We start from the raw sequence: 25,428 nt of genomic DNA on the forward strand, positions 1-25,428 counted from the left end.
TATACGCCTACTTGATGACCTTGGCAACCACGCCGGCGCCGACGGTGCGGCCGCCCTCGCGGATCGCGAAGCGCAGGCCTTCGTCCATCGCGATCGGCGCGATCAGCGAGACCACCATCTTCACGTTGTCGCCCGGCATCACCATCTCCACGCCTTCCGGCAGCTGGCAGGCGCCCGTCACGTCAGTCGTGCGGAAGTAGAACTGCGGGCGGTAGCCCTTGAAGAACGGCGTGTGGCGGCCGCCCTCGTCCTTCGACAGCACGTACACCTCGGCCTCGAACTCCGTGTGCGGCGTGATCGAACCCGGCTTGGCCAGCACCTGGCCACGCTCCACATCGTCACGCTTGGTGCCGCGCAGCAGCAGACCGGCGTTGTCGCCCGCCTGGCCCTGGTCGAGCAGCTTGCGGAACATCTCCACGCCCGTGACGGTCGTCTTCTGGGTCGGACGGATACCGACGATCTCGATTTCGTCACCCACCTTGATGATGCCGCGCTCGATGCGGCCGGTCACCACGGTGCCACGACCCGAGATCGAGAACACGTCCTCGACCGGCATCAGGAACGACTTGTCCACGTCGCGCTGCGGCTCCGGGATCCAGGTATCCAGCGCGTCCACCAGCTTCAGGATCGACGGCACGCCGATCTCGCTCTGGTTGCCTTCCAGCGCCGCACGCGCCGAACCCGTGATGATCGGGGTGTCGTCGCCCGGGAAATCGTACTTGCTCAGCAGCTCGCGGACTTCCATCTCCACCAGCTCCAGCAGCTCGGCGTCGTCCACCAGGTCCGCCTTGTTCAGGTAGACCACGATGTACGGCACGCCCACCTGGCGGGCCAGCAGGATGTGCTCGCGCGTCTGCGGCATCGGACCGTCCGCGGCCGAGCACACCAGGATCGCGCCGTCCATCTGCGCCGCACCCGTGATCATGTTCTTCACGTAGTCGGCATGGCCCGGGCAATCAACGTGCGCGTAGTGGCGGGTCGGCGATTCGTACTCGACGTGCGCCGTCGAGATCGTGATGCCGCGCGCCTTCTCTTCCGGCGCCGCGTCAATCTGGTCGTACGCCTTGAACTCGCCGCCGAAACGCTCGGCGCCAATCTTGGTCAGCGCGGCGGTCAGCGTCGTCTTGCCATGGTCAACGTGACCGATGGTGCCGACGTTCACGTGCGGCTTGGTGCGCTCAAACTTTCCCTTGGACATGACTGTCTGCCTCTAATCTGTAATCTGGATACTGGATGGATCAGGACTTCTTGATGACCTGCTCGGCGATGTTGTTCGGCGCCTCGGCGTAATGGTCGAATTCCATCGTGAAGGTGGCGCGGCCCTGCGACATGGAGCGCATCGAAGTGGCGTAGCCGAACATCTCGCCCAGCGGAACCATCGCGTTGATGACCTTGCCGGACGGCGTGTCGTCGGAGCCCTGGAGGATGCCGCGACGACGACTCAGGTCGCCCATCACGTCGCCCATGTAGTCTTCCGGCGTCACGACCTCGACCTTCATGATCGGCTCGAGAAGCACAGGGTTGGCCTTGGCGAAGCCCTCCTTGAACGCCATCGAACCGGCGACCTTGAAGGCCATTTCGTTCGAGTCGACGTCATGGAAAGAGCCGTCCACGGCCTTGATCTTGACGTCCACGACCGGGAAGCCCGCCAGCACGCCGTTCTTCAGCTGCTCTTCGATGCCCTTGCCCGCCGCGACGACGTATTCCTTCGGAACCACGCCGCCGACGATGCCGTTCTCGAACGAGAAGCCCGCGCCACGCTCCTGCGGCTCCATCTCGATGACGATGTGGCCGTACTGGCCACGACCACCGGACTGGCGCACGAACTTGCCTTCCTGCTTGACGGCCTTGCGGATCGTCTCGCGGTAGGCCACCTGCGGCTTGCCGACGTTGGCTTCGACGTTGAACTCGCGCTTCATGCGGTCAACGAGGATTTCCAGGTGCAGCTCGCCCATGCCGGCGATGATGGTCTGGCCCGATTCTTCGTCTGTACGGACGCGGAAGGAAGGATCCTCCTGCGCCAGGCGGCCGAGGGCGATGCCCATCTTCTCCTGGTCGGACTTGGTCTTCGGTTCCACCGCCATCGAGATGACGGGCTCCGGGAAGACCATGCGCTCCAGGGTGATGATGTTGTCGAGCGAGCACAGGGTGTCACCGGTGGTGACGTCCTTCAGGCCAACCGCGGCAGCGATGTCGCCGGCCAGCACTTCCTTGATCTCGTCGCGCTGGTTGGCGTGCATCTGCAGGATGCGGCCGATGCGCTCCTTCTTGCTCTTGACCGGGTTGTACACCTGGTCGCCAGCGTTCAGGGTGCCCGAGTAGACGCGGAAGAAGGTCAGCGAACCGACGAACGGGTCGGTCATGATCTTGAACGCGAGAGCCGAGAACGGCTCCTTGTCGCCGACCTTGCGGATGGCTTCCTTCTCGTCCTCGTCCACGCCCGTGACGGGCGGGCGGTCGGTCGGCGCCGGCAGGTAGTGCACGACGGCGTCGAGCATGGCCTGCACGCCCTTGTTCTTGAACGCGGTGCCGCAGAACATCGGAATGATGTCGCAGGTCAGCGTGCGCGTGCGGATGCCTTCCATGATCTCGGCCTCGGAGAGGGTGCCCTCTTCGAGATACTTGTTCATGAGCTCTTCCGACGACTCGGCGGCCGCCTCGACCATGAACTCGTGCGCCTTCTTGGCCTCGTCGGCCAGGTTCGCCGGGATATCGGCGTACGTGAAGGTCGTGCCCTGGTCGGCCATGTTCCAGACGATGGCCTTCATCTTCAGCAGGTCGACGACGCCTTCGAAGTTCTCTTCGGCGCCGATCGGCAGCTGCATCGGAACCGGGTACGCGCCCAGGCGCGACTTCAGCTGCTCAACCACCTTGTGGAAGTTGGCGCCGGTACGGTCCATCTTGTTGACGAAGGCAAGGCGCGGCACCGAGTACTTGCTGGCCTGGCGCCAGACGGTCTCGGACTGCGGCTGCACGCCGCCGACGGCACAGAGCACGAACACCGCACCGTCGAGCACGCGCAGGGAACGCTCGACTTCGATGGTGAAGTCGACGTGTCCCGGGGTGTCGATGATGTTGAACCGGTGCTGCTGCATCGACTTGTCCATACCCGACCAGAAGCAGGTCGTGGCCGCGGACGTGATCGTGATGCCGCGCTCCTGCTCCTGCTCCATCCAGTCCATGGTCGCGGCGCCATCGTGGACTTCGCCGATCTTATGGTTGACACCGGTGTAGAACAGGATGCGTTCGGTGGTCGTGGTCTTGCCGGCATCGATGTGGGCCATGATGCCGAAGTTGCGGTAACGCTCGATGGGGGTAGTACGTGCCACGGGGTATTCCTCGTTGAGTGCCGCCCGGCGCGTAGCGCCAGGGGCGGATACGCTGCGAGCGCGCGATTACCAGCGGTAGTGCGAGAAGGCCTTGTTGGCTTCCGCCATGCGGTGCGTTTCTTCGCGCTTCTTGACGGCGCCACCGCGGTTCTCGGAGGCTTCCAGAAGTTCGGCGGCCAGCTTGCGCGGCATGGTGTTCTCGCCACGCTTGCGCGCGGAGTCGATCACCCAGCGCATCGCCAGCGCCATGCGGCGCGAGGAGCGGACTTCGACCGGCACTTGGTAGGTCGCACCACCGACGCGGCGGGACTTGACCTCGACGGCCGGGGCGACGTTGCCCAGCGCCTTCTCGACCAGGCCGAGAGCATCGCTGTTCTTTTCGCCAATGACGTCCATGGCGCCGTAGACGATCTTCTCGGCAATCGACTTCTTGCCGGACTTCATGACCATGTTGATGAAGCGGGCAACAACTTCGCTTCCGTGCTTCGGATCCGGGAGGATCGAACGGGTACCGGGAGAACCTTTACGGGACATGATGCTTGCCTAAATTTGGTGATCGGGTAACGAACGCTGCGGAACGAACCGCGCGATCAGGACTTCGGGCGCTTGGCGCCGTACTTCGAGCGGCTCTGGCGGCGCTTGGCGACACCGGCGGCGTCGAGCGAGCCACGCACGGTGTGGTAGCGCACACCCGGAAGGTCCTTGACGCGACCGCCGCGGATCAGCACGACCGAGTGCTCCTGCAGGTTGTGGCCTTCGCCACCGATGTAGGAGATCACTTCGAAGCCGTTGGTCAGCCGCACCTTGGCGACCTTGCGAAGGGCCGAGTTCGGCTTCTTCGGAGTGGTGGTGTACACGCGGGTGCACACGCCACGACGCTGCGGGCAGTTGGCCAGCGCCGGGGAAGCGCTCTTGTAGGTGTTGGGCTGACGCGGCTTGCGCACCAGCTGGTTGATCGTCGCCATGCGTTTGGAATCCTGGATAAAAAGGACACGGCAGGCCGGAAACCGGCCCACCGAGAAGCGGGAGTTTACTTCGCGTTAAACGCCTCTGTCAACGAATGACAGGGGCGTCGATTGGGTTTCCATCGTCCTTGAACCGGACACGAGGGAACTTCCTGCTCCCTCTTTCCGGATGTGGGCAGGCCATCAGCGGGCCTGCCAGCGCAATTGTCAGCCTTCGGAGCCGGCTTCTTCGGTCGTCTCAGTGGCCGTCGAGACGGCCCGCAAGGTCTCCAGATCGGAATCGGAAAGTTCGGGAGTGGCGGCCTTGCGGCGCTTGCTGTGGTACGCAAGGCCGGTGCCCGCCGGAATAAGGCGGCCGACGATAACGTTTTCCTTCAGGCCCCGCAAGCTGTCGCGGGTGCCGCGGACGGCCGCCTCGGTCAGCACGCGGGTGGTTTCCTGGAACGAAGCCGCCGAGATGAACGACTCGGTCGCCAACGAGGCCTTGGTGATGCCCAGCAGGACCGGCTCGTAGCGTGCCGGCAGCTCGTTCTTGGTCGCCGCCTTGGCGTTGTCCTCGACCACGCGGATGCGCTCCGCCTGCTCGCCCGCCATGAATCGGGTGTCGCCGGCGTCGGTGATCTCGACCTTGCGCAGCATCTGGCGAATGATCGTCTCGATGTGCTTGTCGTTGATCTTCACGCCCTGCAGTCGGTACACGTCCTGGATTTCCTTGACCAGGTAGGCCGCCAGCGGCTCGACGCCGAGCAGGCGCAGGATGTCCTGCGGGTTCGGCTCGCCGTCCACCACGGTCTCGCCCTTGGCGATGTGCTCGCCTTCGTAGACGATGACCTGGCGGTACTTCGGGATCAGTTCTTCGTGCTCGTTGCCGTCGGCATCCTTGATGATCAGGCGCTGCTTGCCCTTGGTGTCCTTGCCGAAGCTGATGATGCCGGAGACCTCGGCCAGGATGGCCGGGTCCTTCGGCTTGCGGGCCTCGAACAGGTCGGCGACGCGCGGCAGACCACCGGTGATGTCGCGGGTCTTGGACGCTTCCTGGGGCACCTTGGTCACCACGTCGCCCACGCCGACGGGCGCGCCGTCCTGCAGGTTGACGATCGAGCGCGGCGGCAGCAGGTACTGCGCCGGCAGGTCGGTGCCCGGGATGTTCAGGTCCTTGCCCTTGCCGTCGACGATGCGGACGATCGGGCGCAGGTCCTTGCCCAGCGAACCGCGGCGCTTCGGGTCGGTGATCTCGCGCGAGGCCAGGCCGGTCAGCTCGTCGGTCTTCTCGATGACGGTGACGCCGTCGACGAAGTCGATGAAGCGGACGAAGCCGGCCACTTCCGAGACGATCGGGTGGTTATGCGGATCCCAGTTGGCGACGGTCTTGCCGGCCTTGACCTCTTCGCCGTCCTTGACGTTGATCACCGCGCCGTACGGCAGCTTGTAGCGCTCGCGCTCGCGGCCGTGGTTGTCCAGCACCGACAGCTCACCGGAACGCGACACCGCGACCAGGTGGCCATTGGCGTGCTGGACGTGCTTGAGGTTGTTGAACTTCACCGCGCCGGTGGTCTTGACCGTGATGTTGTCCACGGCGGCCGCACGCGAAGCCGCGCCGCCGATGTGGAAGGTACGCATGGTCAGCTGGGTACCCGGCTCGCCGATCGACTGGGCGGCCACGACGCCCACGGCTTCACCGTGGTTGACGATGTGGCCACGGGCCAGGTCGCGGCCGTAGCAATGGGCGCAGATGCCGAAGGTGCTGTCGCAGGTGATCGCGGAGCGGACCTTGATCGACTGCACACCGGCGGCCTCGAGCTTGTCCACCCACGCCTCGTCCAGAAGCGTGTTGCGCGTGACGATCGGATCCTCGTCGTTGCCCGGCAGGTAGACGTCCTCGGCCACGATGCGGCCGAGCACGCGGTCGCGCAGCGGTTCGACCACGTCGCCGCCTTCCACGATCGGGATCATGGTCAGGCCGTTCATCGTGCCGCAATCGCTTTCGGTCACGACGACGTCCTGCGCCACGTCGACCAGGCGACGGGTCAGGTAACCGGAGTTCGCGGTCTTAAGCGCGGTGTCCGCGAGGCCCTTACGGGCGCCGTGGGTCGAGATGAAGTACTGAAGGACGTTCAGGCCTTCGCGGAAGTTCGCGGTGATCGGGGTCTCGATGATCGAGCCGTCGGGCTTGGCCATCAGGCCGCGCATGCCCGCCAGCTGGCGGATCTGAGCCTGCGAACCACGCGCGCCGGAGTCGGCCATGATGTAGACCGAGTTCATCGACTTCTGGTCGACGGTCTCGCCCTTCGCGTTCTTCACCTTGTCGGTGCCGATCGCCTCCATCATCGCCTTGGCCACGCGCTCGTTCGTGCGCGACCAGATGTCGACGACCTTGTTGTAGCGCTCGCCGGCGGTGACCAGGCCGCTCTGGTACTGCTCCTGGATCTCCAGGACCTCGGCTTCCGCCTCGGCCAGGATGTCCTTCTTCTCGTCCGGGATGATCATGTCGTCGATACCGATCGACACGCCCGCGCGGGTTGCGTAGGAGAAGCCCGTGTACATCAGCTGGTCAGCGAAGATCACCGTGTGCTTCAAGCCCAGCATGCGGTAGCAGGTGTTGATCAGGCGGCTGATGTTCTTCTTGGTCAGGTCGGTGTTGGCCAGCGCGAACGGCAGACCGGCAGGCAGGATCTCGGCGAGCAGCGCACGGCCGACCGTAGTGTCCACGATCGAGGTCTTCTCGGTGCGTCCGCCCTGTTCGTCGATCTCGACCTGCTTCAGGCGGACCTTGACCTTGGCGTGCAGCTCGACGACACGGTTATCGTACGCGCGCTTCACCTCGGCGACGTTGGCGAACACCATGCCCTCGCCCTTCTTGTTCTCCAGCGCGCGGGTCATGTAGTACAGGCCCAGGACGACGTCCTGGGTCGGCACGATGATCGGCTCGCCGTTGGCGGGCGACAGGATGTTGTTCGACGACATCATCAGCGCGCGCGCTTCCAGCTGGGCCTCGAGGCTCAGCGGGACGTGCACGGCCATCTGGTCACCGTCGAAGTCGGCGTTGAACGCGGTGCAGACCAGCGGGTGCAGCTGGATGGCCTTGCCCTCGATCAGCACCGGCTCGAACGCCTGGATGCCCAGGCGGTGCAGGGTCGGCGCGCGGTTGAGCAGCACCGGATGCTCGCGGATCACCTCTTCCAGGATGTCCCAGACTTCGGCGGACTCGCGCTCGACCAGCTTCTTCGCGGCCTTGATCGTCGTGGCGAGGCCACGGCGCTGCAGCTTGGCGAAGATGAAGGGCTTGAACAGCTCCAGCGCCATCTTCTTCGGCAGGCCGCACTCGTGCAGGCGCAGCGTCGGGCCGACCACGATGACCGAACGGCCGGAGTAGTCGACGCGCTTGCCGAGCAGGTTCTGGCGGAACCGGCCCTGCTTGCCCTTGATCATGTCGGCCAGCGACTTGAGCGGGCGCTTGTTGGTGCCGGTGATGGCGCGGCCGCGGCGGCCGTTGTCCATCAGGGCGTCAACCGACTCCTGCAGCATGCGCTTCTCGTTGCGGACGATGATGTCCGGAGCATTCAGCTCGAGCAGGCGCTTGAGGCGGTTGTTTCGGTTGATGACGCGGCGGTACAGGTCGTTCAGGTCGGAGGTCGCGAAACGACCGCCGTCCAGCGGCACCAGCGGACGCAGGTCCGGCGGCAGCACCGGCAGCACGGTCATCACCATCCACTCGGGGCGGTTGCCCGACTCGAGGAAGGCCTCGACCAGCTTGATGCGCTTGGTGAGGCGCTTGAGCTTGGTCTCGGAATTGGTAGACGCGATCTCTTCCTTCAGGCGCAGCAACTCCGAGCCCAGGTCCAGAGAACGCAGCAGCTGGTACACGGCCTCGGCGCCCATCAGGGCGTCGAAGTCGTCGCCATGCTCCTGGCGCGCGGTGAGGAACTGCTCCTCGGTGAGCAGCTGGCCGCGCTCGAGCGTGGTCAGGCCCGGTTCGATGACCACGTAGGCCTCGAAGTACAGGATGCGCTCGATGTCGCGCAGGGTCATGTCCAGCATCAGGCCGATGCGCGACGGCAGCGACTTCAGGAACCAGATATGGGCGGTCGGCGATGCCAGCTCGATGTGGCCCATGCGCTCGCGGCGCACCTTGGCCAGCGTGACCTCGGTGCCGCACTTCTCGCAGACCACGCCGCGGTGCTTCATGCGCTTGTACTTGCCGCACAGGCACTCGTAGTCCTTGATCGGCCCGAAGATGGCGGCGCAGAACAGGCCGTCACGCTCGGGCTTGAAGGTACGGTAGTTGATCGTTTCCGGCTTCTTCACTTCGCCGAACGACCAGCTGCGGATCAGGTCCGGCGAAGCTAGGCCGATCTTGATGCCGTCGAAGTCCAGCGACTGACGCTGCTGGTTGAACAGATTAAGTAGGTCTTTCATTTGATTCTCCTGTTCTCAGCGCCGATCACTGCTCTTCCAGCTCGATGTTGATGGCGAGGGAACGAATTTCCTTCACCAACACATTGAACGATTCCGGCATGCCGGCCGTCATTTCGTGCTCGCCGTCGACGATGTTCTTGTACATCTGGTTGCGGCCCTGCACGTCGTCAGACTTCACCGTCAGCATTTCCTGCAGGGTGTAGGCCGCGCCGTAGGCTTCCAGCGCCCAGACTTCCATCTCACCGAAGCGCTGGCCGCCGAACTGCGCCTTGCCGCCCAGTGGCTGCTGGGTGACGAGCGAGTACGGGCCAGTCGAACGGGCGTGCATCTTGTCGTCGACAAGGTGGTTGAGCTTCAGCATGTGCATGTAGCCGACGGTGACCGGGCGGTCGAACGCCTCGCCGGTGCGACCGTCGTGCAGGATGGTCTGGCCGCTTTCCGGCAGGTCCGCCAGCTTCAGCATCGCCTTGATCTCGGACTCGGCGGCGCCATCGAACACCGGGGTGGCCATCGGCACGCCGTCGGTGAGGTTCTGCGCCAGGACCAGCAGTTCCTTGTCGCTGATCTGCGACATGTCCACGCGCTCGCCGTTGAGCTTGCGGTCGTGGTTGTAGATCTGGTCCAGGAACGCGCGCAGCTCGGAAACCTTCTGCTGCGCCTCGAGCATGCGCTGGATCTTCTGGCCCAGGCCCTTGGCGGCCCAGCCCAGATGCACTTCCAGCACCTGGCCGATGTTCATTCGGCTCGGCACGCCCAGCGGGTTGAGCACGATGTCGACGGTTTCGCCCGACGCCATGTACGGCATGTCCTCGACCGGAACGATAGTCGAGACGACGCCCTTGTTGCCGTGGCGGCCGGCCATCTTGTCGCCCGGCTGGATGCGGCGCTTCACGGCCAGGTAGACCTTGACCATCTTCAGCACGCCCGGTGCGAGGTCGTCGCCCTGGGTGATCTTGCCGCGCTTGTCCTGGAAGCGCTTCTCGAACTCCTTCTCGTGCGCCTCGACCTGCTTCTGGGCGCGCTCGATGAGCTCCGACGCTTCCTCATCCTTCATGCGGATGGTGAACCAATCGTCCTTCTTCAGGCTGTCCAGGTACTCGCCGGTGATCTCGGTGCCCTTCTTCAGGCCACCCGGGCCGCCATTGGCGACCTTGCCGATCAGCAGGCCGCGCAGGCGGGCGAAGATCGCGCCCTCGAGGATGCGGAACTGGTCGTCGAAGTCCTTCTTGACGCGCTTGATCTCGGTTTCCTCGATCTGGCGCGCGCGCTTGTCCTTCTCGATGCCGTCGCGGGTGAAGACCTGCACGTCGATGACGGTGCCGTCCATGCCCGGCGGCACGCGCAGCGAGCTGTCCTTAACGTCCGATGCCTTCTCGCCGAAGATCGCGCGCAGCAGCTTCTCTTCCGGGGTCAGCTGGCTCTCGCCCTTCGGCGTGACCTTGCCGACCATGATGTCGCCGGCGCGCACTTCGGCGCCGATGTACACCACGCCCGACTCGTCCAGGCGGCCCAGGGCCTGCTCGGACACGTTCGGGATGTCGGCGGTGATCTCTTCCGGCCCCAGCTTGGTGTCGCGGGCGACGCAGGTCAGCTCTTCGATGTGGATCGTGGTGTAACGGTCCTCCTCGACCACGCGCTCGGAGAGCAGGATCGAGTCTTCGAAGTTGTAGCCGTTCCACGGCATGAACGCGATCAGCATGTTCTGGCCGAGCGCCAGCTCGCCGATGTCGGTCGACGGACCGTCGGCGAGCACGTCGTCGCGCGCGACCCGGTCACCCACGCGCACCAGCGGACGCTGGTTGATGCAGGTGTTCTGGTTCGAGCGGGTGTACTTCACCAGCGTGTAGATATCGACGCCGGCGTCGTTGTCGTGGATCTCCTTCTCGTTGACCCGGACCACGATGCGGCCCGCGTCGACCTGGTCGATCACGCCGCCGCGCTTGGCGTTGACGGTGACGCCGGAGTCGCGCGCCACGGCGCGCTCGATGCCGGTGCCCACCAGCGGCTTCTGCGACCGCAGGGTCGGCACGGCCTGGCGCTGCATGTTCGCGCCCATCAGGGCGCGGTTGGCGTCGTCGTGCTCGATGAAGGGAACCAGCGCGGCCGCGACCGACACCGACTGCATGGGCGAAACGTCCATGTAGTGGATCTCGCTCGGCGGCTTGAGCAGGGTCTCGGCCTGGAAGCGGCAGGGAACGAACGGGGCCTGGAAGCTGCCGTCGTTGTTGAGCTCGGCGTTCGCCTGGGCGATCGCGTACTCGTGCTCTTCGATCGCCGACAGGAACTCGACCTGGTCGGTGACCTTGCCGTTGACGACCTTGCGGTACGGCGTCTCGAGGAAACCGTACTTGTTGCTGCGGGCGTACACGGCCAGCGAGTTGATCAGGCCGATGTTCGGGCCTTCAGGCGTCTCGATGGTGCAGACGCGGCCGTAGTGCGTCGGGTGCACGTCGCGAACTTCGAAGCCGGCGCGCTCGCGGGTCAGGCCGCCCGGGCCCAAGGCCGAGACGCGACGCTTGTGCGTCACTTCCGACAGCGGGTTGTTCTGGTCCATGAACTGCGACAGCTGCGACGAACCGAAGAACTCCTTGATCGCCGCGGCCACCGGCTTGGCGTTGATCAGGTCCTGCGGGGTCAGGCCATCGGACTCGGCCAGCGACAGGCGCTCCTTGACGGCGCGCTCGACACGCACCAGGCCGACGCGGAAGACGTTTTCGGCCATTTCGCCGACCGAACGCACGCGACGGTTGCCCAGGTGGTCGATGTCGTCGACCACGCCGCGGCCGTTGCGGATCTCGCACAGGGTGCGGATCACGTCCAGGATGTCGGAGCTCTCACCCAGTTCCTTGACCAGGTTCTTGGCGATTTCGTCGTTGCGCTCGCCGAAGTACTTGGAGTCGTACAGCACCGAGGCGCCGGTGACTTCCTTGCGGCCGACGCGGCGGTTGAACTTCATCCGGCCCACGCCCGAAAGGTCGTAGCGCTCGAAGGTGAAGAACAGGTTGTAGAACAGGTTCTGCGCGGCGTCCTTGGTGGGCGGCTCGCCCGGACGCATCATGCGGTAGATCTCGACCAGGGCCTCGAGCTGGGTCTTGGTCGGGTCGATGCGCAGGGTGTTGGAGATGTAGGGGCCGCGGTCGAGGTCGTTCACCCACAGGGTGCCGATCGCATTCACGCCGGCCTTGCGCAGCTTGGCGACGTTGGCTTCGTTGAGCTCTTCGTTGGCCAGGGCCAGCACTTCGCCGGTCTTGGTGTCGACCACGTCGTGGGCCAGGATGCGGCCGTAGAGGTATTCGTCGGGCACGGCCAGCGTGTCGACCTTGGCCTGCTCGAGCTGCTTCACGTGGCGGGCGGTGATGCGCTTGCCGGCCTCGACGATGACCTTGCCGCCGACCACGAGGTCGAAATTCAGGGTCTCGCCGCGCAGGCGCTCGGCCACGAGCTCGAGTTCCACGCCGTCCTGCTTGGCGATGTGGAAGGTGTTGACCTCGAAGAAGAGCTTGAGCATCTCTTCGTTGTTGTAGCCCAGCGCACGCAGCAGGATCGACACCGGCAGCTTGCGGCGGCGGTCGATGCGGGTGAACACGCAGTCCTTCGGGTCGAACTCGAAGTCGAGCCAGGAGCCGCGGTAGGGAATGATGCGGGCGCTGTACAGCAGCTTGCCCGAGCTGTGGGTCTTGCCGCGGTCGTGGTCGAAGAACACGCCCGGCGAGCGGTGCAGCTGCGACACGATGACGCGCTCGGTGCCGTTGACGATGAAGGTGCCGTTGTCGGTCATCAGGGGCAGTTCGCCCATGTAGACCTCCTGCTCCTTCACGTACTTGATGGCCTTGGTCGACGACTCGCGATCGTAGATCACCAGGCGCACGGTCACGCGCAGCGGGGCGCCGTAGGTCAGGCCGCGGTTGCGGCACTCGCGCTCGTCGAACGGCGGCTCGCCGAGCTTGTAGCTCACGTACTCCAGGGCGGCGTTGCCCGAGTAGCTGGTGATCGGGAACACCGACTTGAGGGCGGCATGCAGGCCGCGGTCTTCGCGCTTGGCGCCGGTCGCGCCTTCCTGGAGGAACTCGCGGTACGAGTCCATCTGGATGGCCAGCAGGTACGGCACGTCAAGGACGGCGCGGCGCTTGCCGAAGTCCTTGCGGATACGCTTCTTTTCGGTGAAGGAGTACGTCATGGTGAGCTACCGCCTCGGGTATCTGGGGTCCGCGCGTCCGCGGCCCGGGGGGAACATCAAACTGCCAGTGGGAAGTCGCTGGTATTGCCGGCACCAGCACGCCTTCTCCCGCTACTTCACACTGGCAACTCGGGATCGTTTTCTCTCGTGAAGCCGCCGCTCCCTCGGGAACGGCCAAAGGCCGGGAGCTTTCGCCCCCGGCCTCAGTGCGTCGCCAAAACCAGCCGGCGACCCAAAGTGCTTGTTACTTGAGCTCGACGGTGGCGCCAGCCGCCTCGAGTTCCTTCTTGAACTTCGCGGCGTCGTCCTTCGACACGGCGTCCTTCACGATGCCGGTGGCCTCGACGAGGTCCTTGGCTTCCTTCAGGCCCAGGCCGGTGATGGCGCGGACAGCCTTAATCACTTCGACCTTCTTCTCGCCGGCAGCCTTCAGGATGACGGTGAACTCGGTCTGCTCTTCGACCGGGGCAGCGGCAGCGGCCGGGCCGGCGGCCATCATGACCGGGGCGGCGGCGGTGACGCCGAACTTCTCTTCGATGGCCTTGACCAGCTCCATCACTTCCATCAGGGTCTTGCCGGCGATGGCTTCGACGATCTGCTCGTTGGAAAGGGACATTGTGTTTACCTCTGGATAATTTTCTGGAAAGGAAATTGTTTGGTCGGCGGATCAGGCGGTTTCGGCGACGGCTTCGGGAGCGGCTTCGCCACCCCCCTGCTTGTCGGCGACGGCCTTGACCACGCGGGCGAACATCGTCGCCGGCTCGGCCAGGACGCGGGCCAGCATGGCCAGAGCCTGCTCGCGGGTCGGCAGCGAGGCGAGAACCTCGACATGCGAGCCCGGGAAGGTCTTGCCACCGATCGAAACGACCTTGGCCTGCAGCTTGTCGTTACTCTTGGCGAATTCCTTGATCAGACGACCGGCAGCACCGGGGTCTTCCATCGAGAACGCGTACAGCAGCGGGCCCACCAGGGCGTCCTTGCTGTTCTCGTATTCGGTGCCGGCGACGGCACGGGAAGCCAGGGTGTTCTTGACAACTTTCAGGAACACACCGGTTTCGCGCGCCTTCTTGCGCATCGCGGTCATCTGCGACACGGTCGTGCCGGCGTACTCGGCGGCGACCAAGGAGTGTGCCTTCGAGGCGACTTCTGCCAGCTCGGCGACCACTTCTTGTTTCTGGGACAGATTGAGAGCCATTGCACTCCTCCAATAGGACTCCGCTCGCGGCTCCTGCCGGTCGCGGTCTTGGGCGGCACCGTTCCATCGGCGCCGGGGACGCAGGTGCGTCCCGGTGGTGGCCGTTTCCAGAAGAATTTCCAGAAGGCGGCACCATCTACGCAGGCCCGGCTTCTCGCGAAGCTCGGATTAAACGATCCCGCTTGTGGCGACGGCGATTCCTTGCCAGTCGTGCATCCCTGCCCGACGTCGTCACGCGCTGACCGCACCTGCGGTCTTTGATGGCTCCGCCGGGAACGCGTCCCCGACGGTGCCTTCAAAATCTTGCCGCCGGGGACGCGTCCCCGACGACTTGTTCGGTTACTTCGCCAGCGACAGCGAGGACTGGTCGATGACCACGCCCACGCCCATCGTCGAGCTCAGCGAGATCTTCTGCAGGTACTGGCCCTTGGACGAGGCCGGCTTGGCCTTGACCAGGTCGCCCAGCAGGGCGTGCAGGTTGTCCTTCAGCGCGTCGGCGTTGAAGTTGGCCTTGCCGATCGTGCAGTGGATGATGCCCGCCTTGTCGGTGCGGTAGCGCACCTGGCCAGCCTTGGCGTTGCGCACGGCGCCGGCGGCGTCCGGGGACACGGTGCCGACCTTCGGGTTCGGCATCAGGCCGCGCGGGCCGAGCACCTGACCCAGCTTGCCGACGACGCGCATGGCGTCCGGCGTGGCGATCACGACATCGTAGTTGATGTCGCCGGCCAGCATCTTCTCGGCCAGGTCGTCCATGCCGACCACGTCGGCGCCTGCGGCCAGGGCTTCGTCGGCCTTGGCGCCGGCCGGGCAGAACACCGCCACGCGCACGGACTTGCCGGTGCCGGCGGGCAGCACGGTCGAACCGCGCACCTGCTGGTCGGACTTCTTGGCGTCGACGCCGAGGCGGACGGCAACGTCCACGGACTCGACGAACTTGGTCTTGGTGTTGGACTGGATCAGCTTCAGGGCTTCGTCCAGGGTGTAGGCCTTGCCCGGGGTGACCAGGGACTGCAGGGCCTTGTAACGCTTGGAGATCTTCGCCATGACTTAGCCCTCCACCACGAGACCCATCGAACGGGCGCTGCCCGCGATGGTACGAACGCCGGCGTCGAGCGAAGCGGCCGTGAGATCGGCTTCCTTCGCCTTGACGATGTCTTCGAGCTGCTTGCGGGTGACCTTGCCCACCTTCTCGGTGTTCGGGCGCTTGGAGCCCGAGGTCAGGCCGGCGGCCTTCTTGAGCAGCACGGTGGCCGGGGTGCTCTTGGTGACGAAGGTGAAGGTACGGTCCGAGTACGCGGTGATGATCACCGGCGTCGGCAGGCCCGGCTCCAGCTTGGAGGTCGCGGCGTTGAACGCCTTGCAGAACTCCATGATGTTCAGGCCGCGCTGACCCAGCGCAGGACCGACCGGCGGCGAGGGGTTGGCCTGACCGGCCTTCACCTGCAGCTTGATGTAACCAACTACTTTCTTAGCCATTGTCTTGTCTCCGGGTGCAAGCGCCTGTTGTCAGGCTCCCCATCGTGCCGGGTGGGATCCGTGCCCCGGCTTTCACGTTGAAGCAAACTCGCGTCAGGCCTTCTCGACCTGTCCGAACTCCAGCTCCACCGGGGTGGAACGGCCGAAGATCAGCACCGCCACGCGCAGGCGGCTCTTTTCGTAATTGACTTCCTCGACCACGCCGTTGAAGTCGTTGAACGGGCCTTCGGTGACGCGCACCATCTCGCCCGGCTCGAACAGCACCTTGGGCTTGGGCTTGTCCACGCCGTCCTGGACGCGGCGAAGGATGACGTCCGCCTCGCTGTCCTTGATCGGCAGCGGGCGCTCGGCGGTTCCGCCGATGAAGCCCATCACCTTCGGCGTTTCCTTGATCAGGTGCCAGCTGTCGTCGTCGATGCGCGGAATGCCGCCATCCTCGTGCGTCTCGATCTGCACCAGCACGTAGCCGGGGAAGAACTTGCGCTCGGACTTGCGCTTCTGGCCGCCGCGCATTTCGATCACTTCTTCGGTCGGCACCAGCACCTGGCCGAACTTTTCCTGCATCTCGGCACGCGCGATGCGCGTATCGAGCGCGCGCTGCACCTGATGCTCGAAACCCGAATAGGCGTGGACGACATACCAACGCTTGGCCACGTCTGAACTCCTTATTGACCCAGCAGAAGCCGGATCAGCCACGAAATCACGAAATCGAAGCCCGACAGGATCAGGCTCACGATCACAACCACCACCAGGATCACGCCGGTGATGCGCAGGGTTTCCTGCCGCGTCGGCCAGACCACCTTGCGCAGTTCGAACAGCGACTCCGAGACGAAACCGCGGGTCTGGCGGCCCTTCGCCGTGAAGGCCATCACCACCGCGCCCAGGACCACGCCGGCCGCCGCGACCAGCGCGCGCACCGGACCCGGCCACTGGCTGAACCAGTAGAACGCGAAGATGCCACCCGCCACCAGGGCGATGGCGAGGACGTACTTCGCGACGTCGGCGGCACTGACCGCCTGTTCTGCTTGCTCGACCTTCGTGTTCATTCAGCTCTTGCCCGGCCGTGGCCGGTTGGGGGCAGGTGCTTCCCGGGGGAAACAACCGCCTTTGCGGGATGGCGCGCCAGGTAGGACTCGAACCTACAACCTGCGGTTTTGGAGACCGCTGCTCTGCCAGTTGAGCTACTGACGCAATGGCATTCCTAAACGGGCGATGGCGGACCGCTTCCGGCCCGCCATTCCCCTGCCCGTCCGGCCTTCGCCGGGCGGGCGGACCTTCTTACTTGATGACCTTGGCAACCACGCCGGCGCCGACGGTGCGGCCGCCCTCGCGGATCGCGAAGCGCAGGCCTTCGTCCATCGCGATCGGCGCGATCAGCGAGACCACCATCTTCACGTTGTCGCCCGGCATCACCATCTCCACGCCTTCCGGCAGCTGGCAGGCGCCCGTCACGTCGGTCGTGCGGAAGTAGAACTGCGGGCGGTAGCCCTTGAAGAACGGGGTATGACGGCCACCCTCGTCCTTCGACAGCACGTACACCTCGGCCTCGAACTCCGTGTGCGGCGTGATCGAACCCGGCTTGGCCAGCACCTGGCCACGCTCCACGTCGTCACGCTTGGTGCCGCGCAGCAGCAGACCGGCGTTGTCGCCCGCCTGGCCCTGGTCGAGCAGCTTGCGGAACATCTCCACGCCCGTGACGGTCGTCTTCTGGGTCGGACGGATACCGACGATCTCGATTTCGTCACCCACCTTGATGATGCCGCGCTCGATGCGGCCGGTCACCACGGTGCCACGACCCGAGATCGAGAACACGTCCTCGACCGGCATCAGGAACGACTTGTCCACGTCGCGCTGCGGCTCCGGGATCCAGGTGTCCAGCGCGTCCACCAGCTTCAGGATCGACGGCACGCCGATCTCGCTCTGGTTGCCTTCCAGCGCCGCACGCGCCGAACCCGTGATGATCGGGGTGTCGTCGCCCGGGAAATCGTACTTGCTCAGCAGCTCGCGGACTTCCATCTCCACCAGCTCCAGCAGCTCGGCGTCGTCCACCAGGTCCGCCTTGTTCAGGTAGACCACGATGTACGGCACGCCCACCTGGCGGGCCAGCAGGATGTGCTCGCGCGTCTGCGGCATCGGACCGTCCGCGGCCGAGCACACCAGGATCGCGCCGTCCATCTGCGCCGCACCCGTGATCATGTTCTTCACGTAGTCGGCATGGCCCGGGCAATCAACGTGCGCGTAGTGGCGGGTCGGCGATTCGTACTCGACGTGCGCCGTCGAGATCGTGATGCCGCGCGCCTTCTCTTCCGGCGCCGCGTCAATCTGGTCGTACGCCTTGAACTCGCCGCCGAAACGCTCGGCGCCAATCTTGGTCAGCGCGGCGGTCAGCGTCGTCTTGCCATGGTCAACGTGACCGATGGTGCCGACGTTCACGTGCGGCTTGGTGCGCTCAAACTTTCCCTTGGACATTGCGAGTTACCCGGTAGGTTTCAAGGTTTATGTTTCATCCCGGAACCGCGTCGGCGGAGCCGGGGATGGATGGTGCTCATGACTGGAATCGAACCAGCGACCTCTTCCTTACCAAGGAAGTGCTCTACCGACTGAGCTACATGAGCGAATCTGGGGTGCTGCGGTGAAACTTCAATCCAATGGAGCGGGAGACGGGAATCGAACCCGCATGATCAGCTTGGAAGGCTGAGGTTCTACCATTGAACTACTCCCGCCCTGCGTTGCTAGCCGTTGCCGGATCACGCCGCGAAGCTGGTGGAGGGAGGTGGATTCGAACCACCGAAGGCGTGAGCCAGCAGATTTACAGTCTGCCCCCGTTGGCCGCTTGGGTATCCCTCCGCTAGGGAGCCCGTAATTTTCACGGCGGAGCGCCGGAATGTCAACGCCCTTGATGCAAGAAACTTGCCGGGATCAGACGTTGAAGCGGAAATGCAGGACGTCGCCCTCCTGGACCACGTACTCCTTGCCCTCCAGCCGCAGCCGGCCGGCGTCGCGGGCCCCGGCTTCGCCCCGGTACTTGATGAAGTCGTCGAAGGCGATGGTCTCGGCCCGGATGAAGCCCTTCTCGAAGTCGGTATGGATGACCGCGGCCGCCTGCGGCGCGGTGGCGCCCTTGTGGACCTGCCAGGCCCGCACTTCCTTCACGCCGGCCGTGAAATAGGTCTGCATGCCCAGCAGGGCGTAGCCGGCCCGGATCACCCGGTTCAGGCCCGGCTCGGCCAGGCCCATCTCGGCCAGGAACTCGGCCCGGTCGGCGTCCTCGAGCTGGGACAGCTCCTCCTCGATCGCGGCGCTGACCGGCACCACCTGGGCCCCTTCCTTCTCGGCCCGGGCGCGGACCAGATCCAGCATCGGGTTGTTCTCGAAGCCGTCCTCGAGCACGTTGGCCACGTACATGACCGGCTTGAGGGTCATCAGGAACAGGTCCCGGACCACGGCCTTGTCCTCGGCCGACAGGCCCAGGGCCCGGGCGGGCTTGCCCTGGTCGAGGCCGGCGCGCAGGCGCGACAGCACGTCTTTCCGGACGATGGCGTCCTTATTGCCGGTTTTAGCCTCGCGTTCGGCGCGGTTCAGCGACTTTTCCACTGAGTCCAAGTCCGCCAGCGCCAGCTCGAGGTCGATCGTCTCGATGTCGGCGATCGGGTCCACCTTGCCAGCCACATGGATGATGTCGGTGTGCTCGAAGCAGCGCACCACGTGGGCGATGGCGTCCACCTCGCGGATGTGGGCCAGGAACTTGTTGCCCAGACCCTCGCCCTTGGAGGCGCCGGCGACCAGGCCGGCGATGTCGACGAACTCGAACGAGGTCGGGATCACCTTCTGCGGCTTGACGATCTCGGCCAGCTGCTGGAGCCGGGGGTCGGGCACCGGCACCACGCCCGTGTTCGGCTCGATGGTGCAGAACGGGAAGTTCGCGGCGGCGATGCCGGCCTTGGTGAGCGCGTTGAAGAGCGTGGACTTGCCGACGTTCGGCAGGCCGACGATGCCGCATTTGATGCCCATGGTGCTGTCATCCGGTTCGCGAATCCTCAGGCGCCAGCGGGCGGGAAGCCGGCTGGCGCCTGCAGACTCAGGGTTTGGGGGTGTGCAGGCGCTTCATCGCCTCGGGGAACTCGCCGGCGACCGCCAGCGGCAGCACGTCGAGCGCATCGTCGATGGCGCGCAGGATGCTGGCCTCGTCGTCCTTGCCCGGCCGGCCCAGGACCCAGGGCGTGACCTTGTCCTTGTGGCCCGGGTGGCCGATGCCGACCCGCAGCCGGTGGAACTTGCCGTGGCCCAGGTGCTGGATGGTGTCGCGCAGGCCGTTCTGGCCGCCGTGGCCGCCGTCGAACTTCAGGCGGGCGGTGCCGGGGGCCAGGTCGAGCTCGTCGTGGGCCAGCAGGGCCTCTTCCGGCTCGATCTTCCAGTACCGCAGCGCCGCGGCCACCGAGCGCCCGGAGGCGTTCATGAAGGTTGCGGGTTTGAGCAGCCAGAGCGTGTGCCCGGCCAACTCGATCTTGGCGGTCTCGCCGTGCAGCTTCGACTCCAGGCCGAAGCGCGCCCCGGCCTTGGCGGCGAGGGCGTCCAGAAACCAGAACCCGGCGTTGTGCCGGGTTCGGGCGTGTTCGGCACCGGGATTCCCCAGGCCGACGATGAGGCGCAGTGCGGCCACGTCGAAGGATCGGAACCGCTCCCGGCGCGATGCCGGGAGCGGTGGGCCGAATTACTTCTTCTTCGGCGCCGGCGCGGCGGCGTCGGGCTTGGTGACTTTGGCGGCGGGGACCTCGGCGGCCTCCGGAGCGGCGGTCTCTTCGGCTTCGACGCGGGCGTGCTTGGCGATCACGATCGCCAGGTCATGCTCCTTGCCATGGGCCAGGGCCGGGATGGTGACGCCTTCCGGCAGCTTGATCTGCGACAGGTGCACGATGTCGCCGACGGCCAGGGCCGACAGGTCGACCTCGATGAACTCCGGCAGGTGCTTCGGCAGGCAGCTGACTTCGACTTCGTTGAGCTCGTGGGTGACCACGATGCCCGCGGTCTTGCCGGCCGGGGACTTCTCCTGGTTCACGAAGTGCAGCGGCACCTTGGCGCGCAGGGCTTCGTTCTCGGACACGCGCAGGAAGTCCAGGTGCAGGATCTGCTGCTTGAACGGGTGGCGCTGCATGTCACGCAGCAGCACCTTCTGCACCTTGCCGTCGACGCTCAGGTCGAGGATGGCGGAGTAGAACCACTCGTTCTGGCTGGCGAGCCAGAGGTGGTTGTGCTCGACCTGCACGCTCTGCGGCTCCTGGTGGGCGCCGTAGACGATGGCCGGGACCTGGCCGCTGCGACGGAGGCGGCGGCTCGCACCCTTGCCCTCGTCCTTGCGGCCGGTGGCCGTGATGTTGTGATTGGTAGCCATTTTGGTGTTGCCTTCTTCAGTGTGATGCGCCTTGCGACGCGATACGCGCGGCCCGCGACCAGGCCCCGCGCCGTTCCCGGGACCGGGAATCGGGGATCGGCACTCGCGAATGCCGATCCCGGATCCCCTGCCCCGCCCTGCCTCAGTCCACGTAAAGCGAACTGACCGACTCGCCGAACGCGATGCGGCGGATGGTTTCCGCCAGCAGTTCGGCCACGCTGAGCTGGCGGATGCGCGGGCAGGCCCGCGCGGCTTCCGACAGCGGGATGGTGTCGGTCACCACCAGCTCGTCCAGCTGCGAGTTGCTGACATTGGCGATCGCCGCGCCCGACAGCACGGGGTGGGTGCAGTAGGCCACGACCTTCCGGGCGCCGTTGGCCTTCAGGGCCGCGGCGGCCGCGCACAGCGTGCCGGCGGTGTCGACGATGTCGTCGACCAGCACGCAGGTCTTGCCGCTGACGTCGCCGATGATGTTCATCACCGTGGCGACGTTGGCCTTCGGGCGGCGCTTGTCGATGATCGCCAGCTCGGCGTCGTCCAGGCGCTTGGCGATCGCGCGGGCGCGCACCACGCCGCCGACGTCCGGCGAGACCACGATCAGGTTGTCGGTGCCCTGGCTGCGCCAGATGTCGGCCAGCAGCAGCGGCGACGCGTAGACGTTGTCGACCGGGATGTCGAAGAAGCCCTGGATCTGCTCGGCGTGCAGGTCGACGGTCAGCACGCGGTCGGCGCCCACGGTCGAGAACATCTTGGCCGCGACCTTGGCGGTGATGGCGACACGGGCCGAACGCGGTCGGCGGTCCTGGCGCGCGTAGCCGAAATACGGCACCACCGCCGTGACACTGGCGACCGAGGCGCGCTTGAGCGCGTCGATCAGCACCAGCAGTTCCATGAAATTTTCGGCCGTCGGCGCGCAGGTCGGCTGGATCACGAACACTTCCTGCCCGCGCACGTTCTCCTCGATCTCGATCTGGCATTCGCCATCCGAGAACTGCCCCACCAGCGCCTTGCCCAGCGGGATGCCGAGCTGGCGGCAGACGGCCAGCGCCAGCGGGCGGTTGGCATTGCCGGTGAAGACGAGCAGGTTCTGCTTGCTCATGTGAGCTGGCTTCCGCGCTGAGGTTGAGGGACCGCTGGAACTGGACCGGATGGCTGGGGCGGTAGGATTCGAACCTACGAATGCCAGGATCAAAACCTGGTGCCTTAGGCCAGCTTGGCGACGCCCCACCGTTGAAGCTTGCTGCTTTGAAGCGGAACGCTCCGGCTCAGCGATCGCGCAGCGCCCGGTGCAGCGGCGATGCGTCCACGCCCTCGGCCACCCAGGCGCGACTGCCCGGGGGCAGCTGCACGAGGGCGGCCTCGGCGTCGGCGCGCGTGCCGAAGCGCGCGAAGCAGCCACCGCCGGTGCCGGTCAGGGCCGAAGGACCGAGCCGCGACAACCGCTGCAGGAGGGCCTCGACGGCTTCCGAGCGGCGACGCAGCACCGGCTCGAAGGCATTGCCGAGCACGGAGCCAGAAACGAAGTCGCGTATTGTCGCCGCGGGCGCATCCCGGGTCAATTCAGGCGCTTGGAAAAGTTCGGCGGTGGGCACGGAAACCCCGGAGTCCACCAGCAGGTACCAGGCCGGCGGCAGGGCGACCGGCGTCAGCTCCTCCCCGACCCCCTCGGCCCAGGCACTGCGGCCGCGGACGAAGACCGGAACGTCGGCGCCCACGCGCAGGCCCAGCGCGGCCAGCGCGTCCTCGTCCAGGCCGGCCTTCCAGAGCCGGTTCAGGACCACCAGCACCGTCGCGGCATCCGAGGAGCCGCCGCCGAAGCCGCCGCCCAACGGAATGTTCTTTTCGACGACGATATCCGCACCTTGACCTATTTTGGCGACCGATTGCAGCAGCTTTGCGGCGCGAACCACCAGATCATCGGCTTCGGCCACTCCATATATAGGGTCCCCGGGGCGGTGGATGCGGCCATCGTCCCGGAGGCGCAGCCGGACCCGGTCGCCCCAGTCCAGCAGCTGGAAGACGGTCTGCAGCCGGTGGTAGCCGTCGGGGCGGCGGCCGAGGATGCGCAGGAAAAGGTTGAGCTTGGCCGGTGCCGGCCAGACGCTCCAGCCGTCGGCGCCCTCGCCGGCGCTCATTGGCCCCAGGACTCGACCACCAGGCGCACGCTGGTTTCCGCGTCCAGGCGCGCGAACACCCGGCGCGGCCGGACCGGCTCGCCGCCGCCCCACTCCCGGTACTCCACCGTCCAGCCCTGCTGGCCGATCAGGGCCGGCAGGCCGTCGGGTCCGAATTCGATCTGCGCCGGCCCCGTGGCCCGGCCGCCCCGGGCCCAGGCAGCCAACGCCGCCACGGGAATCCGCCAACCGGTCGCCTCCTGCAGCAGCTCCTCGGCGTCGTCACCCCGGCGCGGACCGCCCTCGAGGCCATCGAGCACGACCTCGCCGCCCTGGCTCACCAGGGTCCAGCTCTTGCCGGTCACCGGGGCCGACAGCCGGATCTCGAAATCCGCACCGCGCTGCCGCCACACGATCCGGCCGCTGCCGCCTTCGCCGCGCGCGCTGACCGCCAGCCGCCCGCTCATCGTCCAGTCCGCCTCCGCGGCCAGGTCGGCCTCGCGCGCCGACTGCGCCGACAGCAGGTCGGATTCGCTGCCGCCGGTGCGCACCGGCACCGGTGCGCAGGCCACGACGCCCGCCAGCAGGGCCAGCACGCCAAACTTGCGGATCATGGCTTGAACTTCTCCATCGCGCGCCGCAGCGCCGGGTTGTCAGCGTCGACTTCGGCACCGGCAAGCCAGACCGCGCGCGCCTCGTCGCGGCGGCCGCTGGTCCAAAGCACCTCGCCAAGGTGCGCGGCGATCTCGGGATCCTTGAGCCGGGCCCAGGCGCGCTGCAGCAGCTCGAGCGCCCGCTCCGTGCGTCCGAGGTTGAAATTCACCCAGCCCAGGCTGTCGATCACCGGGGCCGACTCGGGCGCGAGCGCGTAGGCGCGCTCGACGTAGGGCAAGGCTTCGGCGAAGCGGCCGGTGCGGTCGGCCAGGGTGTAGCCGTAGGCATTGAGCGCCTGCGCGTCCTCAGGGTTTTCGTCGATGATGCGACGCAGGTCGGCGAGGGCCGCCTCCACGCGGTCGCCGCGCTCGTGCAGCATGGCGCGGGCGTAGAGCATCACCGGATCGTCTTCGAACACCTTCAGGCCCTTGTCGATGGCCGTCAGGGCCTCGTCGGGACGCTGACGGCGCTCAAGCAGTTCGGACTCGAACAGGTAGCTGTCGCGCTGGCGCTCGCCGTCGGCGGATTCGTCGGCCTGCAGCTCGTGCAGCAGGTCCAGCGCGTCGGCCGTGCGATCCAACTGGTCGAGCGCGCGGGCACGGCGCAGCATCGCCGTGTCGTGGCCGGCGCCGCGGGGGATGCCGGCATACCAGCGCTCCGCGTCGTCCCAGTGTTCCAGCGCCTCGGCGAGATGGCCCAGCAGCAGGCGGCGCGACGGCGACGGGGCTGCAGCCAGGCCTTCGACTTCGCGGTAGAGCGCCAGCAGCCCCGCCGGATCTTCGGCAGCGACCAGCCACGCGGCGCGCTGGCCATAGGTGCCGTCGTCCTGCGGCGCGGTCGCCAGCAGCGCGGCGGCCTCCCTGAATGCACCGAGCCGGGCCAGCTCGCCCGCAGTCGGGCGGCGAAGCTCGTCAGGCAGGTCATCGGCGTCGCCGAGGGCCTGCAGGGCGGCGCGCGCGCCGGCGTCATCGCCGGCTTCGCGCAGGCGCGATGCGCGCAGCAGGCGCGCGCGCGGATCGTCGGGGAAACGCGCGAGCCCGGCCTCGACGATCTGGTCCGACAGCGGCCGGTCGTCCAGCCGGCGCGCCAGGCCGGCGAACTGCAGCCAGCTCGACAGCGTCGACGGCAGCAGCGCCTCCTGGTGGATGCTGCGGGCGACGCCGCGGGCAATGACCGCCTCGTCGCCGCGGGCCTGGGCCATCACCGCCAGCAGGGCCTGGAACCCTTCGTCGCCCGGCGCCGAAAGCAGTTCGCGCACCTCCTGCATCGCCTGTTCGTGCCCCCCCTGGCGCATGGCCAGGGACAGCGCTGCCGCCCGCATCGACAGCGAGTCCGGCGCCAGGGCGCGCCAGCGCGCGAGGGCGCGCTCGGCCATCGCCGGCTGCTCGGCCAACACCGCCACGCGGGTGGCGCGCTCGGCCAGGCCGGCGTCCGGCGAGACCTGGGCAGCCAGCAGGTAATAGCGGGCGGCGGCCTTCAGATTGCCTTCCTGCAGCGCGAATTCGCCGGCCATCACGTCGCCGATCGGCGGCGGCAGCGCGGCGGCGCCCGGCCCGGCGAACACCAGCAGCATCGGGAACAACAGAGCGGACCAGGAGCGGGGGCGCCAGTTCATGGGGGTGATTGCGGCCTTGGGGCTAGAATATGGGCCGGATTCCACTCAGAGAGCCCAGCCGGCGAAAGCTTAGCGCACCCCGCGTGCACGCTGCCCCC

At 66.4% G+C, this 25,428-nt stretch carries 20 protein-coding genes and 5 tRNA genes; all 25 read right to left on the bottom strand.

The window, feature by feature from the left end; genetic code table 11:
• Positions 1 to 7 precede the first annotated feature (7 nt).
• The 25 genes from tuf (E1B00_RS09020) to E1B00_RS09140 all read right to left on the bottom strand — a co-directional run bounded on the left by tuf (E1B00_RS09020) (position 8) and on the right by E1B00_RS09140 (position 25,330).
• Entirely contained in the window at positions 8 to 1,198 is a 1,191-nt protein-coding gene (gene tuf, locus E1B00_RS09020) for an elongation factor Tu (protein ID WP_139447962.1), read from the bottom strand.
• Positions 1,199 to 1,238: 40 nt separating this feature from the next.
• Entirely contained in the window at positions 1,239 to 3,329 is a 2,091-nt protein-coding gene (gene fusA, locus E1B00_RS09025; RefSeq protein WP_139447964.1) for an elongation factor G, read from the bottom strand.
• A gap of 66 nt (positions 3,330 to 3,395) precedes the next feature.
• Positions 3,396 to 3,863 carry a 30S ribosomal protein S7 gene (gene rpsG / locus E1B00_RS09030; RefSeq protein ID WP_139447966.1) on the bottom strand — a complete coding sequence of 156 codons (468 nt, stop codon included), beginning with the start codon at positions 3,861 to 3,863 and terminating at the stop codon, positions 3,396 to 3,398.
• Positions 3,864 to 3,919: 56 nt separating this feature from the next.
• Positions 3,920 to 4,294 carry a 30S ribosomal protein S12 gene (gene rpsL, locus E1B00_RS09035; RefSeq protein ID WP_034213876.1) on the bottom strand — a complete coding sequence of 125 codons (375 nt, stop codon included), beginning with the start codon at positions 4,292 to 4,294 and terminating at the stop codon, positions 3,920 to 3,922.
• A gap of 207 nt (positions 4,295 to 4,501) precedes the next feature.
• Entirely contained in the window at positions 4,502 to 8,710 is a 4,209-nt protein-coding gene (gene rpoC, locus E1B00_RS09040; RefSeq protein ID WP_139447968.1) for a DNA-directed RNA polymerase subunit beta', read from the bottom strand.
• Positions 8,711 to 8,735: 25 nt separating this feature from the next.
• Positions 8,736 to 12,887, bottom strand: coding sequence for a DNA-directed RNA polymerase subunit beta (gene rpoB, locus E1B00_RS09045; RefSeq protein ID WP_139447970.1), 4,152 nt, complete (start codon positions 12,885 to 12,887; stop codon positions 8,736 to 8,738).
• 244 nt (positions 12,888 to 13,131) lie between these two features.
• Positions 13,132 to 13,503, bottom strand: a complete 372-nt coding sequence (gene rplL / locus E1B00_RS09050) for a 50S ribosomal protein L7/L12 (protein ID WP_139447972.1) — start codon at positions 13,501 to 13,503, stop codon at positions 13,132 to 13,134.
• Positions 13,504 to 13,554: 51 nt separating this feature from the next.
• Entirely contained in the window at positions 13,555 to 14,082 is a 528-nt protein-coding gene (rplJ, locus tag E1B00_RS09055) for a 50S ribosomal protein L10 (RefSeq protein ID WP_139447974.1), read from the bottom strand.
• Between the two features lie 339 nt (positions 14,083 to 14,421).
• A complete protein-coding gene (rplA, locus tag E1B00_RS09060) occupies positions 14,422 to 15,126 on the bottom strand; it encodes a 50S ribosomal protein L1 (protein WP_139447976.1) in 705 nt (234 codons plus the stop codon).
• A 3-nt stretch (positions 15,127 to 15,129) separates the two neighbouring features.
• Positions 15,130 to 15,558: a 50S ribosomal protein L11 gene (gene rplK, locus E1B00_RS09065; RefSeq protein WP_139447978.1), complete on the bottom strand. Its 429-nt coding sequence runs from the start codon at positions 15,556 to 15,558 to the stop codon at positions 15,130 to 15,132.
• Between the two features lie 93 nt (positions 15,559 to 15,651).
• The gene (gene nusG / locus E1B00_RS09070) at positions 15,652 to 16,212 is read right to left on the bottom strand and encodes a transcription termination/antitermination protein NusG (RefSeq protein ID WP_176693185.1); all 561 of its coding nucleotides are present in this window, start codon (positions 16,210 to 16,212) and stop codon (positions 15,652 to 15,654) included.
• A gap of 11 nt (positions 16,213 to 16,223) precedes the next feature.
• Positions 16,224 to 16,604, bottom strand: coding sequence for a preprotein translocase subunit SecE (gene secE / locus E1B00_RS09075; protein ID WP_139447983.1), 381 nt, complete (start codon positions 16,602 to 16,604; stop codon positions 16,224 to 16,226).
• Positions 16,605 to 16,673: 69 nt separating this feature from the next.
• Positions 16,674 to 16,749, bottom strand: a tRNA-Trp gene (locus tag E1B00_RS09080).
• An 87-nt stretch (positions 16,750 to 16,836) separates the two neighbouring features.
• A complete protein-coding gene (gene tuf / locus E1B00_RS09085; RefSeq protein ID WP_139447962.1) occupies positions 16,837 to 18,027 on the bottom strand; it encodes an elongation factor Tu in 1,191 nt (396 codons plus the stop codon).
• 70 nt (positions 18,028 to 18,097) lie between these two features.
• A tRNA-Thr gene (locus E1B00_RS09090) sits at positions 18,098 to 18,173 on the bottom strand.
• Between the two features lie 34 nt (positions 18,174 to 18,207).
• A tRNA-Gly gene (locus E1B00_RS09095) sits at positions 18,208 to 18,281 on the bottom strand.
• 38 nt (positions 18,282 to 18,319) lie between these two features.
• Positions 18,320 to 18,405, bottom strand: a tRNA-Tyr gene (locus tag E1B00_RS09100).
• A 72-nt stretch (positions 18,406 to 18,477) separates the two neighbouring features.
• Positions 18,478 to 19,569 (bottom strand): redox-regulated ATPase YchF, encoded by a 1,092-nt coding sequence (ychF, locus tag E1B00_RS09105; RefSeq protein WP_139447985.1) that lies wholly within the window; start codon positions 19,567 to 19,569, stop codon positions 18,478 to 18,480.
• A gap of 67 nt (positions 19,570 to 19,636) precedes the next feature.
• Positions 19,637 to 20,218 carry an aminoacyl-tRNA hydrolase gene (pth, locus tag E1B00_RS09110; protein ID WP_139447987.1) on the bottom strand — a complete coding sequence of 194 codons (582 nt, stop codon included), beginning with the start codon at positions 20,216 to 20,218 and terminating at the stop codon, positions 19,637 to 19,639.
• A gap of 51 nt (positions 20,219 to 20,269) precedes the next feature.
• Positions 20,270 to 20,947, bottom strand: coding sequence for a 50S ribosomal protein L25/general stress protein Ctc (locus tag E1B00_RS09115; protein WP_139447989.1), 678 nt, complete (start codon positions 20,945 to 20,947; stop codon positions 20,270 to 20,272).
• A gap of 142 nt (positions 20,948 to 21,089) precedes the next feature.
• Entirely contained in the window at positions 21,090 to 22,046 is a 957-nt protein-coding gene (locus tag E1B00_RS09120; RefSeq protein WP_139447990.1) for a ribose-phosphate diphosphokinase, read from the bottom strand.
• A 50-nt stretch (positions 22,047 to 22,096) separates the two neighbouring features.
• Positions 22,097 to 22,174: transfer RNA gene (locus E1B00_RS09125), tRNA-Gln, on the bottom strand.
• 38 nt (positions 22,175 to 22,212) lie between these two features.
• A complete protein-coding gene (gene ispE, locus E1B00_RS09130) occupies positions 22,213 to 23,082 on the bottom strand; it encodes a 4-(cytidine 5'-diphospho)-2-C-methyl-D-erythritol kinase (protein WP_139447992.1) in 870 nt (289 codons plus the stop codon).
• Positions 23,079 to 23,675, bottom strand: a complete 597-nt coding sequence (gene lolB, locus E1B00_RS09135) for a lipoprotein insertase outer membrane protein LolB (protein ID WP_139447994.1) — start codon at positions 23,673 to 23,675, stop codon at positions 23,079 to 23,081. The genes ispE and lolB overlap by 4 nt, the downstream gene beginning before the upstream one ends.
• Entirely contained in the window at positions 23,672 to 25,330 is a 1,659-nt protein-coding gene (locus tag E1B00_RS09140) for a tetratricopeptide repeat protein (RefSeq protein ID WP_139447996.1), read from the bottom strand. The genes lolB and E1B00_RS09140 overlap by 4 nt, the downstream gene beginning before the upstream one ends.
• Positions 25,331 to 25,428 lie beyond the last annotated feature (98 nt).

Origin of the sequence: Arenimonas terrae (assembly GCF_006265115.1) — a bacterium.
GTDB lineage: Bacteria > Pseudomonadota > Gammaproteobacteria > Xanthomonadales > Xanthomonadaceae > Arenimonas > Arenimonas terrae.